Origin of the sequence: Neorhizobium sp. DAR64862/K0K3, assembly GCF_050500185.1 — a bacterium.
Classification (GTDB): domain Bacteria; phylum Pseudomonadota; class Alphaproteobacteria; order Rhizobiales; family Rhizobiaceae; genus Neorhizobium; species Neorhizobium soli.
This window is the reverse complement of sequence record NZ_CP191449.1, coordinates 2514803-2533237: the sequence shown is the minus strand read 5'-3', so window position 1 is coordinate 2533237 and position 18435 is coordinate 2514803. Positions and strand designations below refer to the sequence as shown.

The 18435-nt window shown below is 59.6% G+C and carries 13 protein-coding genes; 9 read left to right on the top strand and 4 right to left on the bottom strand.

Features of this window, described 5'->3' with window-relative positions; all coding sequences use genetic code 11:
* Positions 1-3: 3 nt before the first annotated feature.
* From ACQY1L_RS12320 to visR, 9 genes are all read left to right on the top strand, one after another.
* Positions 4-483, top strand: coding sequence for a chemotaxis protein CheW (locus ACQY1L_RS12320; RefSeq protein ID WP_062453837.1), 480 nt, complete (start codon positions 4-6; stop codon positions 481-483).
* The gene (gene cheR / locus ACQY1L_RS12315) at positions 480-1388 is read left to right on the top strand and encodes a protein-glutamate O-methyltransferase CheR (RefSeq protein WP_062453836.1); all 909 of its coding nucleotides are present in this window, start codon (positions 480-482) and stop codon (positions 1386-1388) included. The genes ACQY1L_RS12320 and cheR overlap by 4 nt, the downstream gene beginning before the upstream one ends.
* Positions 1385-2425: a protein-glutamate O-methylesterase CheB gene (gene cheB / locus ACQY1L_RS12310; protein WP_062453835.1), complete on the top strand. Its 1041-nt coding sequence runs from the start codon at positions 1385-1387 to the stop codon at positions 2423-2425. Before cheR ends, cheB begins: the two co-directional genes overlap by 4 nt.
* On the top strand, positions 2425-2814 hold the full coding sequence (locus tag ACQY1L_RS12305; protein ID WP_062453834.1) for a response regulator: 390 nt from the start codon (positions 2425-2427) through the stop codon (positions 2812-2814). Before cheB ends, ACQY1L_RS12305 begins: the two co-directional genes overlap by 1 nt.
* Entirely contained in the window at positions 2811-3368 is a 558-nt protein-coding gene (gene cheD / locus ACQY1L_RS12300; protein WP_062453833.1) for a chemoreceptor glutamine deamidase CheD, read from the top strand. Before ACQY1L_RS12305 ends, cheD begins: the two co-directional genes overlap by 4 nt.
* A gap of 31 nt (positions 3369-3399) precedes the next feature.
* Positions 3400-3789: a chemotaxis protein CheT gene (gene cheT, locus ACQY1L_RS12295; protein WP_062453832.1), complete on the top strand. Its 390-nt coding sequence runs from the start codon at positions 3400-3402 to the stop codon at positions 3787-3789.
* Positions 3790-3940: 151 nt separating this feature from the next.
* Positions 3941-5623, top strand: coding sequence for a flagellar basal-body MS-ring/collar protein FliF (gene fliF / locus ACQY1L_RS12290; RefSeq protein WP_062579079.1), 1683 nt, complete (start codon positions 3941-3943; stop codon positions 5621-5623).
* A 370-nt stretch (positions 5624-5993) separates the two neighbouring features.
* Positions 5994-6710 (top strand): transcriptional regulator VisN, encoded by a 717-nt coding sequence (gene visN, locus ACQY1L_RS12285; RefSeq protein ID WP_082471832.1) that lies wholly within the window; start codon positions 5994-5996, stop codon positions 6708-6710.
* 17 nt (positions 6711-6727) lie between these two features.
* Entirely contained in the window at positions 6728-7474 is a 747-nt protein-coding gene (gene visR, locus ACQY1L_RS12280) for a transcriptional regulator VisR (RefSeq protein ID WP_062453829.1), read from the top strand.
* Positions 7475-7479: 5 nt separating this feature from the next.
* On the opposite strand, the gene ACQY1L_RS12275 is transcribed toward visR, so the two are convergent.
* The 4 genes from ACQY1L_RS12275 to ACQY1L_RS12260 all read right to left on the bottom strand — a co-directional run bounded on the left by ACQY1L_RS12275 (position 7480) and on the right by ACQY1L_RS12260 (position 18342).
* Positions 7480-9678 carry a DUF1217 domain-containing protein gene (locus tag ACQY1L_RS12275; RefSeq protein WP_092661168.1) on the bottom strand — a complete coding sequence of 733 codons (2199 nt, stop codon included), beginning with the start codon at positions 9676-9678 and terminating at the stop codon, positions 7480-7482.
* Positions 9679-9808: 130 nt separating this feature from the next.
* A complete protein-coding gene (locus ACQY1L_RS12270) occupies positions 9809-10264 on the bottom strand; it encodes a hypothetical protein (RefSeq protein ID WP_062453827.1) in 456 nt (151 codons plus the stop codon).
* A gap of 4 nt (positions 10265-10268) precedes the next feature.
* Positions 10269-11351, bottom strand: coding sequence for a flagellar biosynthesis protein FlhB (flhB, locus tag ACQY1L_RS12265; protein ID WP_062453826.1), 1083 nt, complete (start codon positions 11349-11351; stop codon positions 10269-10271).
* A gap of 154 nt (positions 11352-11505) precedes the next feature.
* Positions 11506-18342, bottom strand: a complete 6837-nt coding sequence (locus tag ACQY1L_RS12260; protein ID WP_430241007.1) for a beta strand repeat-containing protein — start codon at positions 18340-18342, stop codon at positions 11506-11508.
* Positions 18343-18435 lie beyond the last annotated feature (93 nt).

Genomic DNA, 18435 nt, shown 5'->3' with positions numbered 1-18435 from the left:
ACAATGTCCTACGCTGTGAAAAATCTGACGCAGGCAAGCCGGGAGCTGATCGCTTTCCGGATCGGCGATCAGGAATTCAGCGTCAACATCATGTCTGTCCGCGAAATCCGCGGATGGACGCCGGCAATGCAGCTGCCGCACGCTCCCGCCGATGTGCGCGGCGTGATCAATCTGCGCGGCGCCGTGCTGCCGATCGTCGATCTGTCGGCGCGGCTTGGAATGAAGGATGCCGAACCGACGGCGCGTCACGTCATCATCGTTGCGCAGGTCGGGAAACGGATTGTCGGCCTGCTGGTCGAGGCCGTTTCCGATATCCTTACGATTACAGAAGAGAATATCCAGCCTGTGCCGGAGATTTCCTCCGACCTGGCGAAACAATACGCGAAGGGCATTCTGGCGTTCGACAAGCGGATGATCTGCATGATCGAGCTGGATCATCTCTTCCCCGAGACGTACCTCGAAAAGGAAAGCGAAGCCGCATGATGCCCCTGGGCGCCATAGAAGCCAGACAGTCGCCGGACGAAGTCCTCGCCAGCGGGGAATACCCGTTGACGCGCCGCGACCTGTCGGAGATTGCGGCGATGATCTACGCCGATGCCGGGATCTACCTCAACGATTCCAAGGCGTCGCTCGTCTATTCCCGCTTGTCCAAGCATATCCGCAACCTCGGACTGCGGGGCTTTCGGGAATACTGTACCCTGGTCGCCTCCGTTGAGGGCGCTCCGGCACGCCGGGAGATGCTGTCGCATCTGACGACGAACTTCACCCGTTTCTTTCGAGAGAACCACCACTTCGAGCACCTTCGGGACGAGGTGCTGCCCGGGCTGATCCAGCGTGCCCGCAATGGCGGACGTGTGCGCATATGGTCGGCGGCCTGTTCCGACGGGCAGGAGCCCTATTCGATCGCGCTGACGGTGCTGGGCCTTCTTCCCAACGCTGCCGACTATGATTTCCGCATCCTGGCAACCGATATCGACCCTAAGATCCTGGCTGCCGCGCGGGCAGGAGCCTATGACGAAGGTGCCCTCGAAACCGTCTCCCCGGCCATGCGCAAGCAGTGGTTCCGCGAGGTCGACGTCGGTGGCCGCCGCAAGTTCCAGGTCGATGATCGCGTCAAGAAGCTCATCACCTTCAACGAACTGAATCTGATGGCGCAATGGCCCTTCAAGGGCGGTTTCGACATCATCTTCTGCCGCAACGTCGTGATCTATTTCGACGAACCGACCCAGGTGAAAATCTGGTCGCGCTTCTCCCAGCTTCTGCCGGAAGGCGGCCATCTCTATATCGGCCATTCGGAGCGGGTATCGGGCGAAGCGAAGAACACGTTCGATAATATCGGTATCACGACCTACAAATATATGGGTAAGAATGCCGGGAGGAAGGCATGATCGCACCGGCCAGAGTTCTCGTCGTCGACGATAGCCCGACCATGCGAGGCCTGATCACGGCCGTCCTCAATTCCGATCCCGATGTCAGCGTCGTCGGGCAGGCCAGCGATGCGATGGAAGCGCGTAGCGCCATCAAGCAGCTCAATCCTGATGTCGTGACGCTGGACATCGAGATGCCGAACATGAACGGCCTCGACTTCCTCGAAAAGATCATGCGTCTGCGTCCGATGCCGGTCATCATGGTCTCGACCATGACCCAGCGCGGCGCCGACGCAACGCTTGCCGCGCTCGAAATCGGTGCGTTCGACTGCGTCGGAAAGCCGGTGCCGGGAGACGTTCGCCCGTTCATGGATCTGGCTGAAAAGGTAAAGGCCGCGGCACGCTCTGCACGCCGACAGGTCAGTGCTCCGGTCTCAATGGTCCCGACGCCGGCATCAGATTACCGCAACGGTCGCAAGGTTGTGGCGATCGGATCTTCTACCGGTGGCGTTGAAGCGTTGATCGCAGTGCTTCAAAAGTTTCCGCTGAACTGCCCACCGACTGTAATCACTCAACATATGCCGTCCACGTTTACGAAAAGTTTTGCTGAACGGCTTAATCGTATCTGCGCTCCTGTGGTGCAGGAAGCGACCGATGGTGCGCGTCTCGAGATCGGCAAGATCTATCTCGCGCCTGGTGGCGACCGGCACCTTCAGGTGGTCAATCCGTCGGCGCCATGCTGCCGGCTGGTCGAACGCGATCCGGTGAACGGCCACAGGCCCTCGGTCGATGTCCTGTTTGATTCGGTCGCGGAGTTGGCTGGTCGCAATGCGGTCGGGGCTATCCTGACGGGCATGGGTCGCGACGGGGCTTCGGGACTGTTGAGGATGCGTAGCGCAGGCGCTCGCACGATCGGCCAGAACGAAAAGACATGTGTGGTCTACGGCATGCCGAGGGTCGCCTACGAAATTGGTGCAGTCGAGCAGCAGCTGCCGCTCGGCTCCATCGGAGACGAAATACTGAAACTAACTGCCGCCCGAAAAGAAGGTACCGAATAATGTCCCTCGCTGAAAAAATCAAAGTTCTGATCGTCGACGATCAGGTCACCAGCCGACTGCTGCTCAGCGACGCTCTGACACAGCTCGGTTTCAAGCAGATCACTGCCGCCGGCGATGGTGTGCAGGGCATGAAGATCATGGCCGAGCAGCCGCATCACCTGGTGATCTCGGACTTCAACATGCCGAACATGGACGGTCTGGGCCTGCTGCAGGCAGTGCGCACCAACCCGAACACCAAGAAGGCAGCGTTTATCATTCTGACGGCGCAGGGCGATCGCGCTCTGGTTCAGAAGGCTGCTCAGCTCGGCGCCAACAACGTGCTCGCCAAGCCATTCACAATCGAAAAGATGAAAGCTGCTATCGAGGCGGTGTTCGGAGCCCTTAAATGAACGACCCGGCAGGTGCCAAACGCGTCCATATTATCCAGGGCGAATTCAAGGTCGAAAGCGATCCCAATGTGGTTTTGTCGACGATTCTTGGCTCGTGCGTGGCTGCCTGCCTTCGTGATCCTGTCGCCGGTGTCGGCGGCATGAACCACTTCCTGCTTCCGGGCTCGGGCGGGGCAGCGTCGTCGGGGGGCGACGCGACCCGCTACGGCGTGCACCTGATGGAGTTGCTGATCAACGGTCTCCTGAAAAAGGGTGCCCGTCGTGACCGGCTCGAGGCAAAGATCTTCGGCGGCGCAAAGACGATTGCCAGTTTCTCCAATGTCGGCGAACAGAATGCGGCCTTCGCCGTGGAGTTCCTGCGTGACGAAGGCATTCCGGTGGTGGGGTCCTCGACCGGAGGCGATCACGGCCGCAAGCTGGAATTCTGGCCGGTCAGCGGCCGTGCCCGGCAATATCCTCTCACAGGCGCCGAAACGCAAAAGACGGTTGCGCTGGAGCAGCGTCCTGTCCGTACGCCACCAAAGCCCGTCGAAAGCTCGATCGAATTCTTTTAATTCTTACGCCTGGGTAAAGACGAGGAAATTCATGACTGAAATCACCGCCCCGATACGCGATTCCCTTGAGGAATCTCTGCCCGAGGTACTGATGCGCCTCGTCTCGGAGCTGCACGATGTCGCCTATCTGATCGAGCGTATCGAACCGCAGGTGTTGGAACTGGGCGGCCCGGGCCTGCTTCATTCGCCCGACAGCGTAAAAGTGCTGCAGGGCATCGATCTCGCGGTGCAGAAAACGCGGGGTCTCGCAGAGTTCATCGATACCGTCACCGCGAGCATTCCGAGCGACTGGATGGTGGATCTGTCGACGGCTCTCAGCCTCGTCAAACTTGCCGACATGCAGAAGGCGCTGGCCAACGGGATGCGCCACGGCCACTCCCAGCCGCTCAACAAGGCCGCTGGAGACTTCGATTTCTTCTGACGTCAGAGACTGTCTCTGACCCTGCTGCCAGGCCGCGTTGCAATCATCATGCGGCAACCAGACAGGACGTTTCGAAACGCTCGCGCAAGCTTCGCTCCCTAGGGTGATGCTGGGCATAGGCTCGAGATGTTATCTGGCGGCGTGGGACAGAATGAATCTGTTATCTCAATTTCCAACAATATTCAAAAATCTGGCCAGTCTTGGCCAGACACGATTGATCGCGCTGGGCGCCGTCGGCGTCGTTTCGATAGCGATCGTTCTGGCCGCTGCCCTTTATGTGAACAAGCCCTCCTATGAGGGACTGTATGTCGGTCTGGAAACAGCCGATCTCAATCAGATCAGCATCGCCCTTGCGGAAGCCAACATGCCCTTTGAGGTTGGCTCTGATGGCGCAAGCATCCAGGTGCCTGTCGGTATGACCGGCAAGGCGCGTCTGATGCTTGCAGAACGCGGCCTGCCCAACAGCGCCAATGCCGGCTACGAGCTGTTTGACAATGTCGGCTCGCTCGGTCTGACCTCCTTCATGCAGGAAGTCACGCGGGTGAGGGCGCTCGAAGGCGAAATCGGCCGTTCGATCCAGCAGATCTCCGGCGTGTCGGCCGCACGCGTCCACATCGTCATGCCTGATGCCGGCAACTTCCGTCGCGGCGAGCAGAAGCCGACGGCGTCCGTGATGATCCGTGCGAACGCATCCGCCGGTCGCAAAGCCGCTGCGTCTATCCGCCATCTCGTCGCCTCGGCCGTCCCGGGCCTCGAAGTCGACGATGTCACGATCCTCGATTCCACCGGCCAGCTTCTCGCCTCGGGTGACGATGGCAGCAACAGCCAGATCAGCCGTTCGCTCGGTGTGGTTCAGTCGGTCCAGCAGGAAATCGAAAACAACATCGACAAGGCGCTGGCACCCTTTCTCGGAATGGATAACTTCCGCTCCAGCGTGACTGCCGCCCTCAACACAGACAGCCAGCAGATCCAGGAAACCGTTTTCGACCCGAACTCCCGCGTTGAACGGTCGGTGCGCTCCACCAAGGAAGCTTCCAAGTCGCAGCAGGCCCAGAACGACAGCGCGACCACGGTCGAGCAGAACGTTCCCCAGGCCGCTCCTCAGGCCGGCGGCGACGGCGCTCCTAAATCCTCCGACCAGTCGGACAAGAAGGAAGAGCAGACCAACTACGAAATCAATCAGAAGACCACGGCGACAGTTCGCAACGGCTATCAGATTGAAAAGATTTCGATCGCCGTCGTCGTCAACAAGGGCCGTATTGCCAAGATGGTGGGCGAGCCCGCGGATCAGGCAAAGGTCGACGCCTATCTTGCCGAAATGCAGAAGATCGTGTCTTCGGCTGCCGGCATCAGCAGCGACCGCGGCGATGTCGTCACACTCACGGCCATGGATTTCGTCGAAACCCAGCTTCTCGACGAGGCCGCTTCGTCTGGTCCGGGTATGATGGAAGTGCTCAACCGTAATATCGGCGGCATCATCAACTCGCTTGCGTTCGTTCTTGTCGCCTTCCTCGTGGTCTGGCTTGGCCTTCGTCCTCTGGTGCGCACCGTCGGTGGCAACACCAGCGTCCCGGCCGGAGAGCTTACCGCCGATGCGGCCGGCCTCGAACTTCCCGACTTCTCACCGGGTGGCGCAAGCCCGGCGCTCATGGATGGCTTCGGCGCCGACTTCGGTTTCGACAGCTCCGATGATCTTATGGGCGGTGCGGACGACGGCGGCTTCAACCGCCGGGTCAAGGAAGGTCCGGAAAAACGTCTCTCCCGCATGGTCGAGATCTCCGAAGAGCGGGCCGCGAAAATCCTGCGCAAATGGGCGATCGACAAAGCAGCCTAAACTGCCTTCACAAACATATGATCACAACAGGCCGGGCTCGTCCCGGCCTTGTCGCGTGGGCATTGCCATACAGTTGGCGCATTTTAGCCTCATTGATGAAGCCTTTATGGATTGAAGTGGGCAAAATCGGCGCTCGCGGCATAGCATTTCCAAAAGCGATTCCTACAATGGCCCTGATTCGTACGGCAACGTCTAGGCTTTGCACATGTGAAGTCTGATTCGGAATGGACCGGTCACGCCAGGGTATCGGCACCCGGAACTGCCTTAATTCTGGAAGCGGATGCCATACGTCGTTTGAACATACCGGTGTCGCCCTTCGGGGAGAGGAGCCGGTGGGGAGCAGATAACGGTGGAGTTGCCTGAAGCAGAGATGACGATCGACCAGCGCGCGTATCACGATGGACCTGGGTCGAAAATTATCTCCCGTGAACAACTGGTAAGACGGCTTTCGATCTTGTCGAGATCGAACAACGTTCAGGCTATCATGCGGCTGCTCGCAGACTACGTTGGCGCTTCGCATTTTCTTCTCGCCCGCTACGACCTCGTCCAGGAACACGGTCTCGATTTCATCGTAACCTCCAACTGGCCATTCGATCTCGTCCGACGGCTCGGGGCGGATCTGGCGAGTGGTTATGCGCGTTCGACGGAACTCGAAAAGTGTCTGTCGCTGCTGACCCCGAGCTTCGCGCTCCTGCCCGATGACATCACGCCGCCGGACGACATCAGCCGCCAATACTGTTCGCTGACATTCTGCGTCGGCAAAACCCGTTTCTCTCTGATGCTGCTTTTCCTGGAAGGCATCATCCTGTCACAGGAAAGACTTCGCGAAGTCGGACTGTTTGCATCCTATGGCGCAAGCTTTGCCGAGGCGCGCGATGCCAAGGCCGAACGCGACTTCGAACTGACGGAACGCGAGCTGGAATGCCTGTTCTGGATCGCCGAGGGCAAGACCAGCGATGAGATAGCGGTGATCCTCGGGATCTCCCGCAATACGATCAACAACTACATCACCAGCGTGATGCGTAAGACGGCAACCAAAACGCGGTCGGAAGCGATCGCTTATGCCGTACGCAACAATCTGGTTTAGGAAGGCTTGGGGCAACAATGGGCTTTTCCCGCGGTGGAACGTCAGATGGACCGGGCAGCATCCAGTATCTGCGTCTTCAGCGTGCCTCCAGTCGTTCGGACATATTTCCCAAACTCGTCGCCATGCAGAGGAACCTCAAGGCGCGGCACTTCGCTGTGTTTCGTGTTACCGGCGCCGGGCTTCCCAACAAGCGCAAGCTGGTCTGCGAGCTGGACAACTGGGGCGCCGGAAGCGGGGAGCATCAGGGCGTACTCGTGAGCTCCTACGGCGATATGTTTCTCGATCATATCGAAATGTCGATCCTGCCGATCGTGTGGACCGGCACGGAAAAAGGGGCCTATAGCGAGGCCGGCGATTTTTCCTCGCTCGTGCGCAAGATCGACGACCGGATCATGCCATCGTCAGGAATTGCATTCCCGGTGCGGTTGGGTGCTCTCGGGAATGGCTACGTCACGTTTTTGTCGGGCTCGCTGGAGCTGGGCAGCAATCTGATCATCGACCAGCACGTCAGAAGTTGTCAGGTCATGATGGACCTTCTTGCACTCGATGAGCGTCGAAGCGTGCCGGCCGAATCCCTGAGCGAACGGGAAGTGGCGTGTCTTCAACTGGCCGGCGACGGTCGTATCAGCGAAGAGATCGCCGAGAAGCTTGGCCTCTCCGTTCACACTGTCAACGCCTATCTCGGCTCCGCGACGATCAAGCTCAATTCCGTGAACCGCATCCAGGCGATCGCCAAGGCGATCCGCCTCGGCTACATCCACTGAAGTCTCTATTTCGATGAAAGCTGGGCGACGGCAAGCAGCGTATCGGAGCTGATGCGTGTCGTGCCGGTGGTTGTGAGCAGCGTCAGCGCCGGCGATGTCGTCGAACTGTTCTCGGAATCGTAGAGCGCCGTGTATTGCTTGATCAACTTGGTCACGTAGTCCGGATCCTGAAGCTTCGAGATGTCGACGTATTTCTCGATCATGCTCGCCTGCTGATCCGTATCCATGTTGGATATGTAGTCGGACATGCTGAACGTCGTCTTGAAGAACTCGAAAAGCGCCGTGTCGCCAAGGATCGTATAGGCGCTCGTAACGTCCGCCGCCTTGCGCTCGAAATACAGCGCCAGCCGCACGCCCTCGTTGGATTCCCCCTCCTGCTCTTCAAGCGTCTGTTGCTTGTAGTTATTGACGGTCGCCAGCACGTCGCCGCGCTGCTGGATCGTGCCCACGGGCTGCGCAGAAAGGTTGCCTTCGCTATCGAAGTTGAACGATGCGACGATCTCAGCAAATACGCCGTTGGCAAGACTGTTCACATAGCTTTTGGGATTGTCGAGATCGGACGAGAACATGTTCTTCAGCTCGTCCTTGGTGACCGATTTGGGATCGATCCCCTTCGATTCGAGCACGAAGGACACCAGGCGGTCGTCGGCAATAAGCTCGGCGGCCGTGGTGATCGTCTGCATCTGGGTATTGTAGTAGTCGATCTCCTTGTCGGCAGCTTCCTCCGCCTTCTCGCGAGCGCTGCCCTTGAGAAGTTTGAGCTGTTCCGTCTTGTAGTCTGTCGCGAAATTGCTGATGACGCTGGCTGACTGGACGAGGAGAGGCGTGTCGATATCGCCTTCCGCGTCGAAGTTGAACGCCTTGACCAGATTGACGTACCGGTCGTCTTTCAGCTGGTTGACATAGCTCTTCGGGTCGTTCGGATCACTTGCCAGAATATCCTTGAGCCGGCTCTTGCTGACATCGGCCGGATCGATCCCATAGGCGCGCAGCGCGACGTCCCAGATCTCCGTCACATCGTCATTGGTATCGTCGTCGTCGTCTTTATTCGAACTTAGAAAGTCATCGACGCTTTTCACCTCGGCGATGCGCGTCTGATAGTTGGTGACCGCATTGGTGACCGCATCTTCCTGGTTGGCCTTGAAGGCCGTCTGGTAGGAGGTGCTGGTAGACGCCAGCTGGGTCTGGTTCTGAGCGGTCTCGCCAGCGGCGATCGAACCGTCGCTCTGGAAATTGAACATCGCCTTGACGCCCGTATAGCCGAGCGTCGCTGCAGCCGAATCGCTGGTCAGCAGCGACCGGATCGTGGAGGTGAACTGCACTTTGACGCTGAAGGCCGTTGTCAGATACTCGACCATCCGGGGGTCGTCGACCAACTCGTCGACACTGGTCATCGAGGCAATATTGGTTTCCCAATAGGTCTGGTTGGCGGCCGCGAGCGTATCGGATGGGAACGTCGATTTGTTGTAGACGTAATCGAGCCTCAGCGATTCGATCTGGCCGCTCGTCTGGGCGCTGTCGCCGTCTGCGACCGTGCCGTCAGCCTGGAAGTTGAACGCTTCGGCTAGCGCCACGAACTTGTCGCTGCCGGTCTGGTTGGCAAAGCTGTTCGGGTCTTCGAGATCGCTGGTCAACACCTGCTTCAGATAGCTGGTGGACGTGTACTTGGCATCGAGCCCGAATGAATCGAGCACATATGTCTTCAGCCGGCTGTTCGACAGGAGGTCGTCGACATCGGTGATATTAGCGATGGCCTTGCTGTAATAGTCGACCTCGGACTGGATATCCTTTTCTTCCTGATCGAAGGAATCCTGATACGCCTTGACGAGATTATCTTCCTGAACCGAAGTCTGCGCCTCGGCGGTCTTCGTGCCGAAGTTGAAAGCTGCCGCCATGGTCGCATAGCGCTTGTCGGTCAGCGAATTGGCAAAGCTTGCAGTATCGCTGAGATCGCTCTCCAGGACCTTCTTCATGAAGGCCTTTCCGTACGTCATTTCCTCAAGGCCATAGGCCTTCATCGCATAGGAATACAGTCGATAGTCATCGACGAATTCGTCGGCTGTCGTCACCTTGTCGATATTGGCTTCGTAATATTCGGTATCGCGAGCGACCGTGCCCTGGTTGGCGACGCGGTCAAGCGACGACTTCATGTCGCGGTTGACGATCAGATAGCTCGTATAGGTCGACAGCGTCGTCGAAGTCATGGTCTTCACCCTTAAAGATCGGGCTTCATTCCCGGGCATCGCCGCTTGATTCGGCAGTCAAATGCCGAATCAAGCATATGTACCAGAGACCCGGTTAAGCGGAGCTTTACGATCCGCGGTACGACGCCTTTTAGTTCGCCGTGGCGGCCATGCCGGCCAAACCGCGCATGGACGGTACGAAGGCTGCGTCCTGAAGACTGCGCTCGAGAAACCGGGTGTTCTCGTCAGGATTGGCCGAGGGCGAAAGGAAGCTGATGTAGTTGATTTCGACGCTCGCCTTTTCGGCCTGAAGCGTCAGCTGAGCATGGATCGTCACGCCACGCGGCTTGATCTCCAGGTCCAGCGTGACCGATGGGTGCGTATCCCAGTCGAGATGATAGTCGCCACCGACGCCGAAATTCACGGTGCCGGGATGGAAATACAGCTCGGCCGCCGAAGAGACGAGGTCCGAGATATTGGCATGATACTCAAGCCGCAAAAGCGAAATGAGATCGGCCGCATCGATGAGCCGTAATTCGGATGCAAGCGGGCCGATGGCCTTTGCGAGAATTTCTTCACGTACGGCGGAATAGGAGCATTTTTTCATTCTGTCAGCGCATCCGTTTGTTCTGACGACGTCCCGCATAGATCCGATGGATCAGTTCAGCGACCGCCTTATAAAAAACCGATGGGATGACGCTATCAACCGAGACTTGCGCAAACATGGAACGGGCGAGCGGTGGGTCTTCAAAAATCGGTATTCCGTGCTCCTGAGCAATTTCGCGGATTCGCATCGCAATCAGATCCTGGCCCTTGGCAACCACAACCGGAGCTTCCGATTCTTGCGCGACATACCGCAATGCGATCGCATAATGGGTCGGGTTGGTGATGATCAGTGTGGCGCGCGGAACGCTGTTGATCATGCGCCGCCGGGCGCGATCACGGGCAATCGAACGCTGCCGGGCCTTGACGAAAGGGTCGCCCTGCGACTGCTTCATCTCGTCCTTGATTTCCTGCTTGGTCATCCGAAGCTCGGTAAACCAGTGGAAACGCGTCCAGGCGATATCCAGCGCTGCAACCAGAAACGTGCACGCCAGGACGACGATGATCATCTTCTTGATGATTCGCGCCAGAATCGGAAAAAGCGTCTGCGGGTCGGAAAAGATCGAATCGAGCAGTTTGAAATACTCGTTGCGCAGCGACAGGTACATGATGATGCCGGCGGCGACGATCTTGATCAGCGATTTGCCGAAATGGACCATGCCCTGCATCGAGAAAAGCCGCTTGAACCCGGACATCGGCGAGATCCGGTTCCACTGCGGCCTGATTCGTTCGAGAATGAACGACGGCATGTGCTGACCTGCCGACGCCAGCAACCCGAAGCCCATGAAAAGGACGGCTGCCGGAAGCATGAAATAAGCGCTCTGAAGCAGCACATAGGCGCAAAGCGACACCAGGTCCGCGCTCGAATCGATGCGCCACTGTTCGGGGCGTTCGACCAGATCTTTAAGAACCTCAGCCAGATGAGCGGTATTTTGCGGCAGGAAGAAGATCAGGTAGATGTAGAAGGCAAGCGTCGAGGCGAAGATCGCCACCTCGGACGAGATCGCGATGTTGCCCTTGTCCATCGCGTCCTGGATTTTTTTACCAGTCGGGTCTTCGGTTTTGCTGTCTTTATCCTGATCGTCGGACAAGAGCCAACTCCTGCTTCATCGGCAGCAAGCTTAGCAGAAGCACGGCGCGGTGGCATCTGTCCGCCCGTGCCGCGCCGCAAGGTTTACCGGTTTCTCACAGATGCTTTGAACCCAACGGCCGTCGAGCGGTTCACCGCGACGCGGTGAACCTTAATTATGCGACATAGCGGGCGATCACGGCGGAGATCTGGTCCGGGCTCAACGATCCCATCTGCGTATCGATCAACGCCGCAAGCTGGTCGCTCGTCAGATGCGAGATGTCTGCCGTCGATATGCCAGAGATCCCCGAGGCGCTGATGAGCGAGATGTCTTCGGCCGAGAATGTCGCAAGGCCCGCATCCGTCAGTGCGGAAATCTGTGCCGACGTCATCGCGTTGACCTGCAGCGGTGTGAGGGCCTCTGCCTGTGCCGTGGTGAGCGACGCGATGACCAGCGTGCTCAAGCTTGAGATCGCACCGGTGCTGAAGGCGGCAATCTCCTCGGTGGTGAAGCCGAGAATATCGTCGGCGCCGATGCCCGATGCCTGAAGCGCGCCCAGGGCCCCGACCTGATCGACCGACAATGCGGCGAGCTGATCGGTGCTCATGGCGACGATCTGGTTGTAGCCGAGGCCGGCCACCTGGCTGGTCGTCAGCGCGCCGATCTGGATCGTGGAAAGACCTGCGATGATGCTGACCGGCAGTCCCTTGATCGAAGTCGGGTTGAGCACGGCCAGCTCTTCGAGTGTGAACGTGCCGAAATCGTCTGCCGAAATCCCCCCAAGTCCGTTGGCGCTGAGGCCCGCAAGCTGTTCGGTCGAAAGCGCGTCGATCTGCTGCGAACTCATGGCGTCGATCTGCAGGCTTGTCAGGCCGCCGACGCTTCCGGCACTCAGAGAAGCAATCTGATCGTTAGAAAGCGCGGCAATAAAGCCGGTCGAAAGGCCCTTGATTGCGGATGAGCTGATCGCTGCCAGATCCGCCGTCGAGAAGGTCTCGAAATCTTCCGACGAGAGCCCCATCAGCGCGCCGGAACTCAGCGCCGCAATCTGGCTCGTCGTGAACGCGTCGATCTGCTCGGTATTGAGAGCCGCGATCTGAACACTGCCGAGACCGGAAATGCCGCCGGCACCGATCGCTGCGATCTGTTCGACCGAAAGTGCTGCGATATAGTCTGTGCCGAGCGAGGCCATCTGCTTGGAGGTCAGGGCGCCGACCTGGTCGGTCGTCAGCGCTTCCAGGTGATCGACGCTGATGGCGTTGATCTGGCTGGTGGAGAGACCCGAGATCGCCGCCGGGCTCAAGGCCGCGATCTGCTCCGTCGTGAAGGCGCCGATCGTTGCCGTCGAAAGTCCGCCGACGCTGGCCGAGCTGATGGCCGCGAGTTGCTGGCTCGAGAGAACGGCGAGATCGCCGGTGTCGAGCGCTGCAATCTGCTTGGACGTGAAGACCGCGATCTGCGTGGTCGTCAAAGCTTCGATCTGCATCGAACTCAAGACGGCGATCTGCGCCGTCGAAAGTCCTGCAATGCCGCCGGTACCGAGCACGGAGATCTGCTCGACCGAAAACGCCGACAGCATTGCTGTGGAAAGGCCAGGCATCGCCTTCGAACTGATCGCGGCAATGTCACTGGTCGAGAACGATTCGATATCGTCCTGGCCAAGCGCGGCAAGCTGTGTGGATGTGAGCATGCCCACCTGATCGGAGGTGAATGCCTCCACCTGATCGACCGTCAAGGCGGCAATCTGGGTCGCCGAGAGGCCTGATATCGCGCCTGTGTTGAGCGCCGCGATATCGTTCGGCGACAGCATCGCCAGATCGTCCGTGCCGAGCACCGCAAGCTGGCGGGACGTCATCACCGAGAACTGTGCAGTCGTCAGGGCTTCCACCTGCAACACGCTCAGGGCATTGATCTGGGCGGTCGACAGGCCTGCAATGCCGTCGGCGCTGAGAGCCGCGATACGGTCGGTCGAAAGTGCCGCAATCATCGACGTCGACAGGCCGGGCACGGCCTTGGACGTGATGGCGGCGATGTCTGCAGTCGAGAATGTCTCGATGTCGTCAAGTCCGAAGGCTGCGATCTGGCCTGAGCTCAAGGTGGCGATCTGGCTGGATGTCAGGGCCTCCGACTGGCTCGTGCTGAGCGCTGCGATCTGGACCGTCGAAAAAGCGGCGATCACCGACGGGTTGAGCGCCGAAATGTGATCGGCCGAGATGGCAAGAATGTCGTCGGTGCCGAGCGCTGCCACCTGCCTCGATGTCAGAGCCGAAAGCTGGCCGGTGGTGAGTGCGCCGACTTGATCGGTGCTGAGGACATTGATCTGGGCCGTTGTCAGCCCGGCAATGCCGCCGGTGCCGAGTGCAGAGATCTGATCGGCGGAGAAGCCTGCAATCGTCGCTGTCGAGATCCCCTGCATGGCCGACGAACTGATCGCCGAAAGATCGCCAGTGCTGAATGTCGCCAGATCGTCCGTGCCAAGCGATGCGATCTGCGTCGAACTCAGCATGGCAACCTGAACGGACGTCAGAGCTTCGATCTGATCGCTGCTCATGCTGCTCATCTGGGCCGTTGTCAGCCCCGCGATGGCGGCCGTGTTGAGCGCTTCGATCTGATCGTGGGAGAAGGCAGCGATCCCGGATGTGCCGAGCGCCGAAATCTGCCGCGAGGTCAGGTTCTTGATTTGGCTCGTGGTCAGCGCAGACAGCTGATCCGTGCTCATCGCCCCGACCTGAGCCGTCGTCAGGCCGGCGATATTGGCGGTGCCTAGCGCTTCGATCTGGTCTGCCGAAAAGCCCGCGATGGTCGCGGTCGACAGACCCTGCATCGCAGCCGAGCTGATCGCGGCGATATCGGCTTCCGAGAAGGTCGAAAGATCGTCGGCGCCAAGCGCTGCAATCTGCGATGAACTGAAGGCGCCAACCTGGGTCGCAGTGAAGGCCTCGACCTGAGCGGTGCTAAGGACGCTGATCTGAGCGCTCGAAAGCCCCGTAACGCCGCTAGAACTCAGAGCGGCGATCTGGCCGGCCGAAAGGGCCGCGACATCTTCCGTATCCAGCGCTGCGATCTGCTTGGAGTTGAGAACCGCAATCTGGGACGATGAGAGCGATCCGATCTGGTCGCTTGTCAGAGACTGGATCTGCTTCGTCGACAGCCCGGACAGTCCGGCTGCACTCAGCGCTGCGACCTGATCGGTGGTCAGTGCTGCGATCACGGCGGTCGAAAGCCCGACGATGAGGTCGGAGCCGATCGCTGCAATATCCTGCGTCGAGAATTTGCCGATATCGGCAGTGTCGAGCGCCGTCGCCTGCCGGGAATTGAGGGCCGCGACCTGCTTGCTTGTCAGCGCCTCGATCTGCGCCGAGTCCATGGCGTCGATCTGCCTGGTGCTGAGACCGGCTATGCCGGCTGTGCTGAGCGAATCGACCTGGTCGACCGACAGTGCCGCGATCATGTCGGTGGAGAGGCCGGCAATGGCGTCCGAGCCGATCGCGGCGATATCTGCGGTGGAGAATGTGGCGATATCGTCGGTGCCGAGCGCTCCAAGCTGCTTGGAGCTGAGCGCGCCGACCTGCGAGGCCGTCATGGCTTCGACCTGCGCCGTGCTCAACGCACTCAGCTGGCCGGTCGAAAGCCCGGCGACACCCGCCGCGCTAAGCGCCGCGATCTGGGAGGTCGTCAGCACGGTCACGTCGCTGGCGCCGAGAGCACCGACCTGCGCCGAGGTCAGTGTCGCGAGCTGCTTCGTGGTGAGGACCGAAACCTGGTCGGATGTCAGCGCATCCACCTGTTTCGTCGTCAGTCCGGAAATGCCGTTCGTGCTGAGCGCCGCGATGGCTGCGGTCGAAAGAGCAGCGATCACCGATGTTGAAAGCCCGGCAACCGCGCTGGAGCTGATCACGCCGAGGTTCTTGGCGGAAAACGCCTCGATATTGTTGGAGATGATCGCCACGATCTGCGACGAGCTCAGAACCGCAGCCTGGCGGGTGGACAGCGCTGCGATCTGATCCGAGGAGAGCGCGGCAATCTGGCTCGTGGTCAGGCCGACAACACCGGTGGAACTGAGTGCGTTCACCTGGCTCGAGGAAAGAGCGGCAATATCTGTAGTCTCAAGAACAGAGACCTGCAGCGAGGTCAGCGCCGACATCTGCTTGGTGGAAAGGATCGCGATCTGACCAGCGCTCAGGGCATCGACCTGCCGTGTCGTCATGCCGGAGATACCGGCTGTGCTGATCGCCACGATCTTCTCGCTCGACAGGCTGGCGATCGTTGACGTGGACAGACCCGAAATTGCGCCCGAACCGATCGCCGAAATCTCCTTGGTCGAGAATGTCGCGATGTCGTCGGTCCCGAGTGCAGCAAGCTGCGAGGATGTGAGTGCGCCGATCTGATTGGAATTCAGCGCTTCGGCCTGATCGACCGACAGAACGGCGAGTTGTCTGGTGCTGAGACCCCCAACGCCGGAGGCGCTTAGGGCTGCGACCTGCATGGAAGATAGCCGTGCGATGTCGGCGGTATCAAGCGCTGCGACCTGCGTCGATGTCAGGGCCGCCATCTGCTTGGAGCCGAGCACCGTGATCTGTGCGGATGTGAGAGCCTCGACCTGATCGACGCCAAGCGCTGCCACTGCGGAGGCGCTCAGTGCGGCGACCTGCGCCGTGGAGAGAACCGCAATGTCGCTCGCGCCGAGCGCTGCGATCTGTGTCGGTTTCAGGGCGGCGATCTGCTGAGTGCTCAATGCTCCGATCTGTGATGTTGCAAAAGCTGCGATCTGGCCTGTACCAAGTGCCGCCAGGGCACCTGTCCCAAGCGCTGCGATCTGGCTTGCGGAGAGCGACGAGATAGCATCCTCCGACAGCCCGCCAACCGCGCTCGATCCGATTGCTGCAATATCGAGCGTCGAGAAGGTGGCGATGTGATCATCGTCGAACGCCGAGAGCTGTTTCGACGACAGGGCGCCGACCTGTGCCGACGTCAGGCTTTCGGCCTGCCGGGTCGACATTGCACCGATCTGGTCCGCGACCAAGCCCTTGATGGCACCTGTTGACAGTGCTGCCACCTGGTTCGTCGACAGTGTCGCGATACCGTCTTCCGTCAGCGCAGAAACCTGCTTGGAAGACAGGACCTTCACCTGAGCCGCCGAAAGCGTAGCCACCTGATCCGTCGACAGTGCCGCAATCTGCTGCGTGCCGAGGTTGGCAATCGCGCTCGTCCCGAGAGCGGCGATCTGCGCTGTCGTGAGTGCCGCAATGATATCGGTGCTGAGGCCGCCGATGCTCTTGTTGGTGAGCGTCGCGATTTCTGCGGCCGTAAACGTCGCGATTGCCTCGGGGGAAAGCGCTGAAAGCTGTTTCGAGGTCAGTGCCGCGATCTGCAGGGTGGATAGGATATCCGCCTGCTCGGCCGAAAGGCTGGCGATCTGGGTTGTCGAAAGCTTGGCGATCGCACCCGTGCCGAGAGCCGCGACCTGGCTGATGGAAAGTCCTGCGATCGCATCCGAACTGAGGCCGCCGATACCCTTGCTGCTGATCGCGGCGATTTCGGCGGTGGTAAAGGTCGCGACTACCTCCGGCGACAGTGCGGCAAGCTGCTTCGAGCTCAGCGCCTTGATCTGGACCGAAGACAAGGCCTCGGCCTGTTCGACCGAAAGGGCGGCAATCTGGTCCGTGCCGAGGTTGGAAATGGCGGACGTGCTGAGCGAAGCGATCTGTCCGGTTGTCAGCGCGGCAATGTTCTCGACGGTCAGCCCCGCAATGCCACGATTGCTGATGGCAGCGATATCGTCGGTCGAGAAGGTGGCGATTGCCGAATCGCTGAAGGCTGCGATCTGCGACGAGGTCAGGGCCTTTACCTGGACCGAGGAGAGCGCTTCCGCTTGATCTTCGGAAAGTGCTGCAATCTGAACCGTCGAAAGCTTGGCAACGGTCGCGGTTCCGAGTGCTGCAATCTGCTGCGTGGAAAATTCGGCTATGGTGCCCGTGCTGATGGCGGTGATCTGCGTTGCGCTGAGCGCTGCGATCTGCGCTGTCGCCATGGCAGTGAACTGATCGACCGAGAGCGCTGCCACCTGCGTTGCCGAAAGCTTCGCAACCGTCCCCACGGTCAGGGCGGCGATCTGCTGTTCGGACAGGGCTGAGATCACGTCGGTTGTCAGACCCGAGACCGCCTTGCTGCTAATCGATGCGATGTCCGCCGTCGAAAACGTTTCGATCGCCTCTGCGCTCAGAACCGCAAGCTGGATCGAGGTCAGCGCTTTTACCTGGACCGAGGATAGCGCTTCGGCCTGGTCGATGGACAGAGCAGCAATCTGATCGGTGTTGAGACCGACGATCGCCCTCGTGTTGAGCGCCGCAACCTGATCCGTCGACAGCGCCGCGATATCGTTGCTGGTCAATGCGCCCATTTGCGACCCGCCGAGAGCGGCGATCTGGATTGTCTTCAGCGCGGCAAGGTGATCGGCGGAAAAGGCATCGATCTGGCTCGTGGCCAGATTGGAAATCGCCGCTGTGTTGAGCGCTGCGACCTGTTCTTCCGACAGTGCGGCGATCAGCGTCGATGTCAGGCCGCGCACACCTTTCGCGCTGATCGCAGCCATGTCGGCGGTCGAAAATGTTGCGATCTCGTCCGGTGTAAGGGCCGCGATTTGTTCCGAGGTGAGGGCACCGACCTGGACGGAGGTCAGAGCCTCGGCCTGATCGTCCGAAAGGCTGCTGATCTGTGCGGTTGACAGTGAGGAAACCTGTCTCGTGCTCAGGCTGGCGATTTCGTTCCCGTTGAGAATGGACAACTGGTCCAGCGTCAGGCCGATGATCGCATTTTGCGAAATGGCATTGAGCTGCACCGTGTTCATCACGTCGACGTCTTCGACATCAAGGGCCGCAATCTGCGAGGACGACATCGCAGCGATCTGCTTGGTCGAAAGCGATGCGACATCTTCCGTGGTCCACGCAGCAACGCTTGCCGTTGAGAGGGACCTGACCTGAGAGGCACTCAGGGAGGAAATGGTCGAGGTCATACGCTATGATCCTTGATGCGGCACTTGATTTTAAAAATGGATTTTGAGCGTTTGAGACTGCCGAAAACCCGGACGCTCTCGATCGAGAACAGC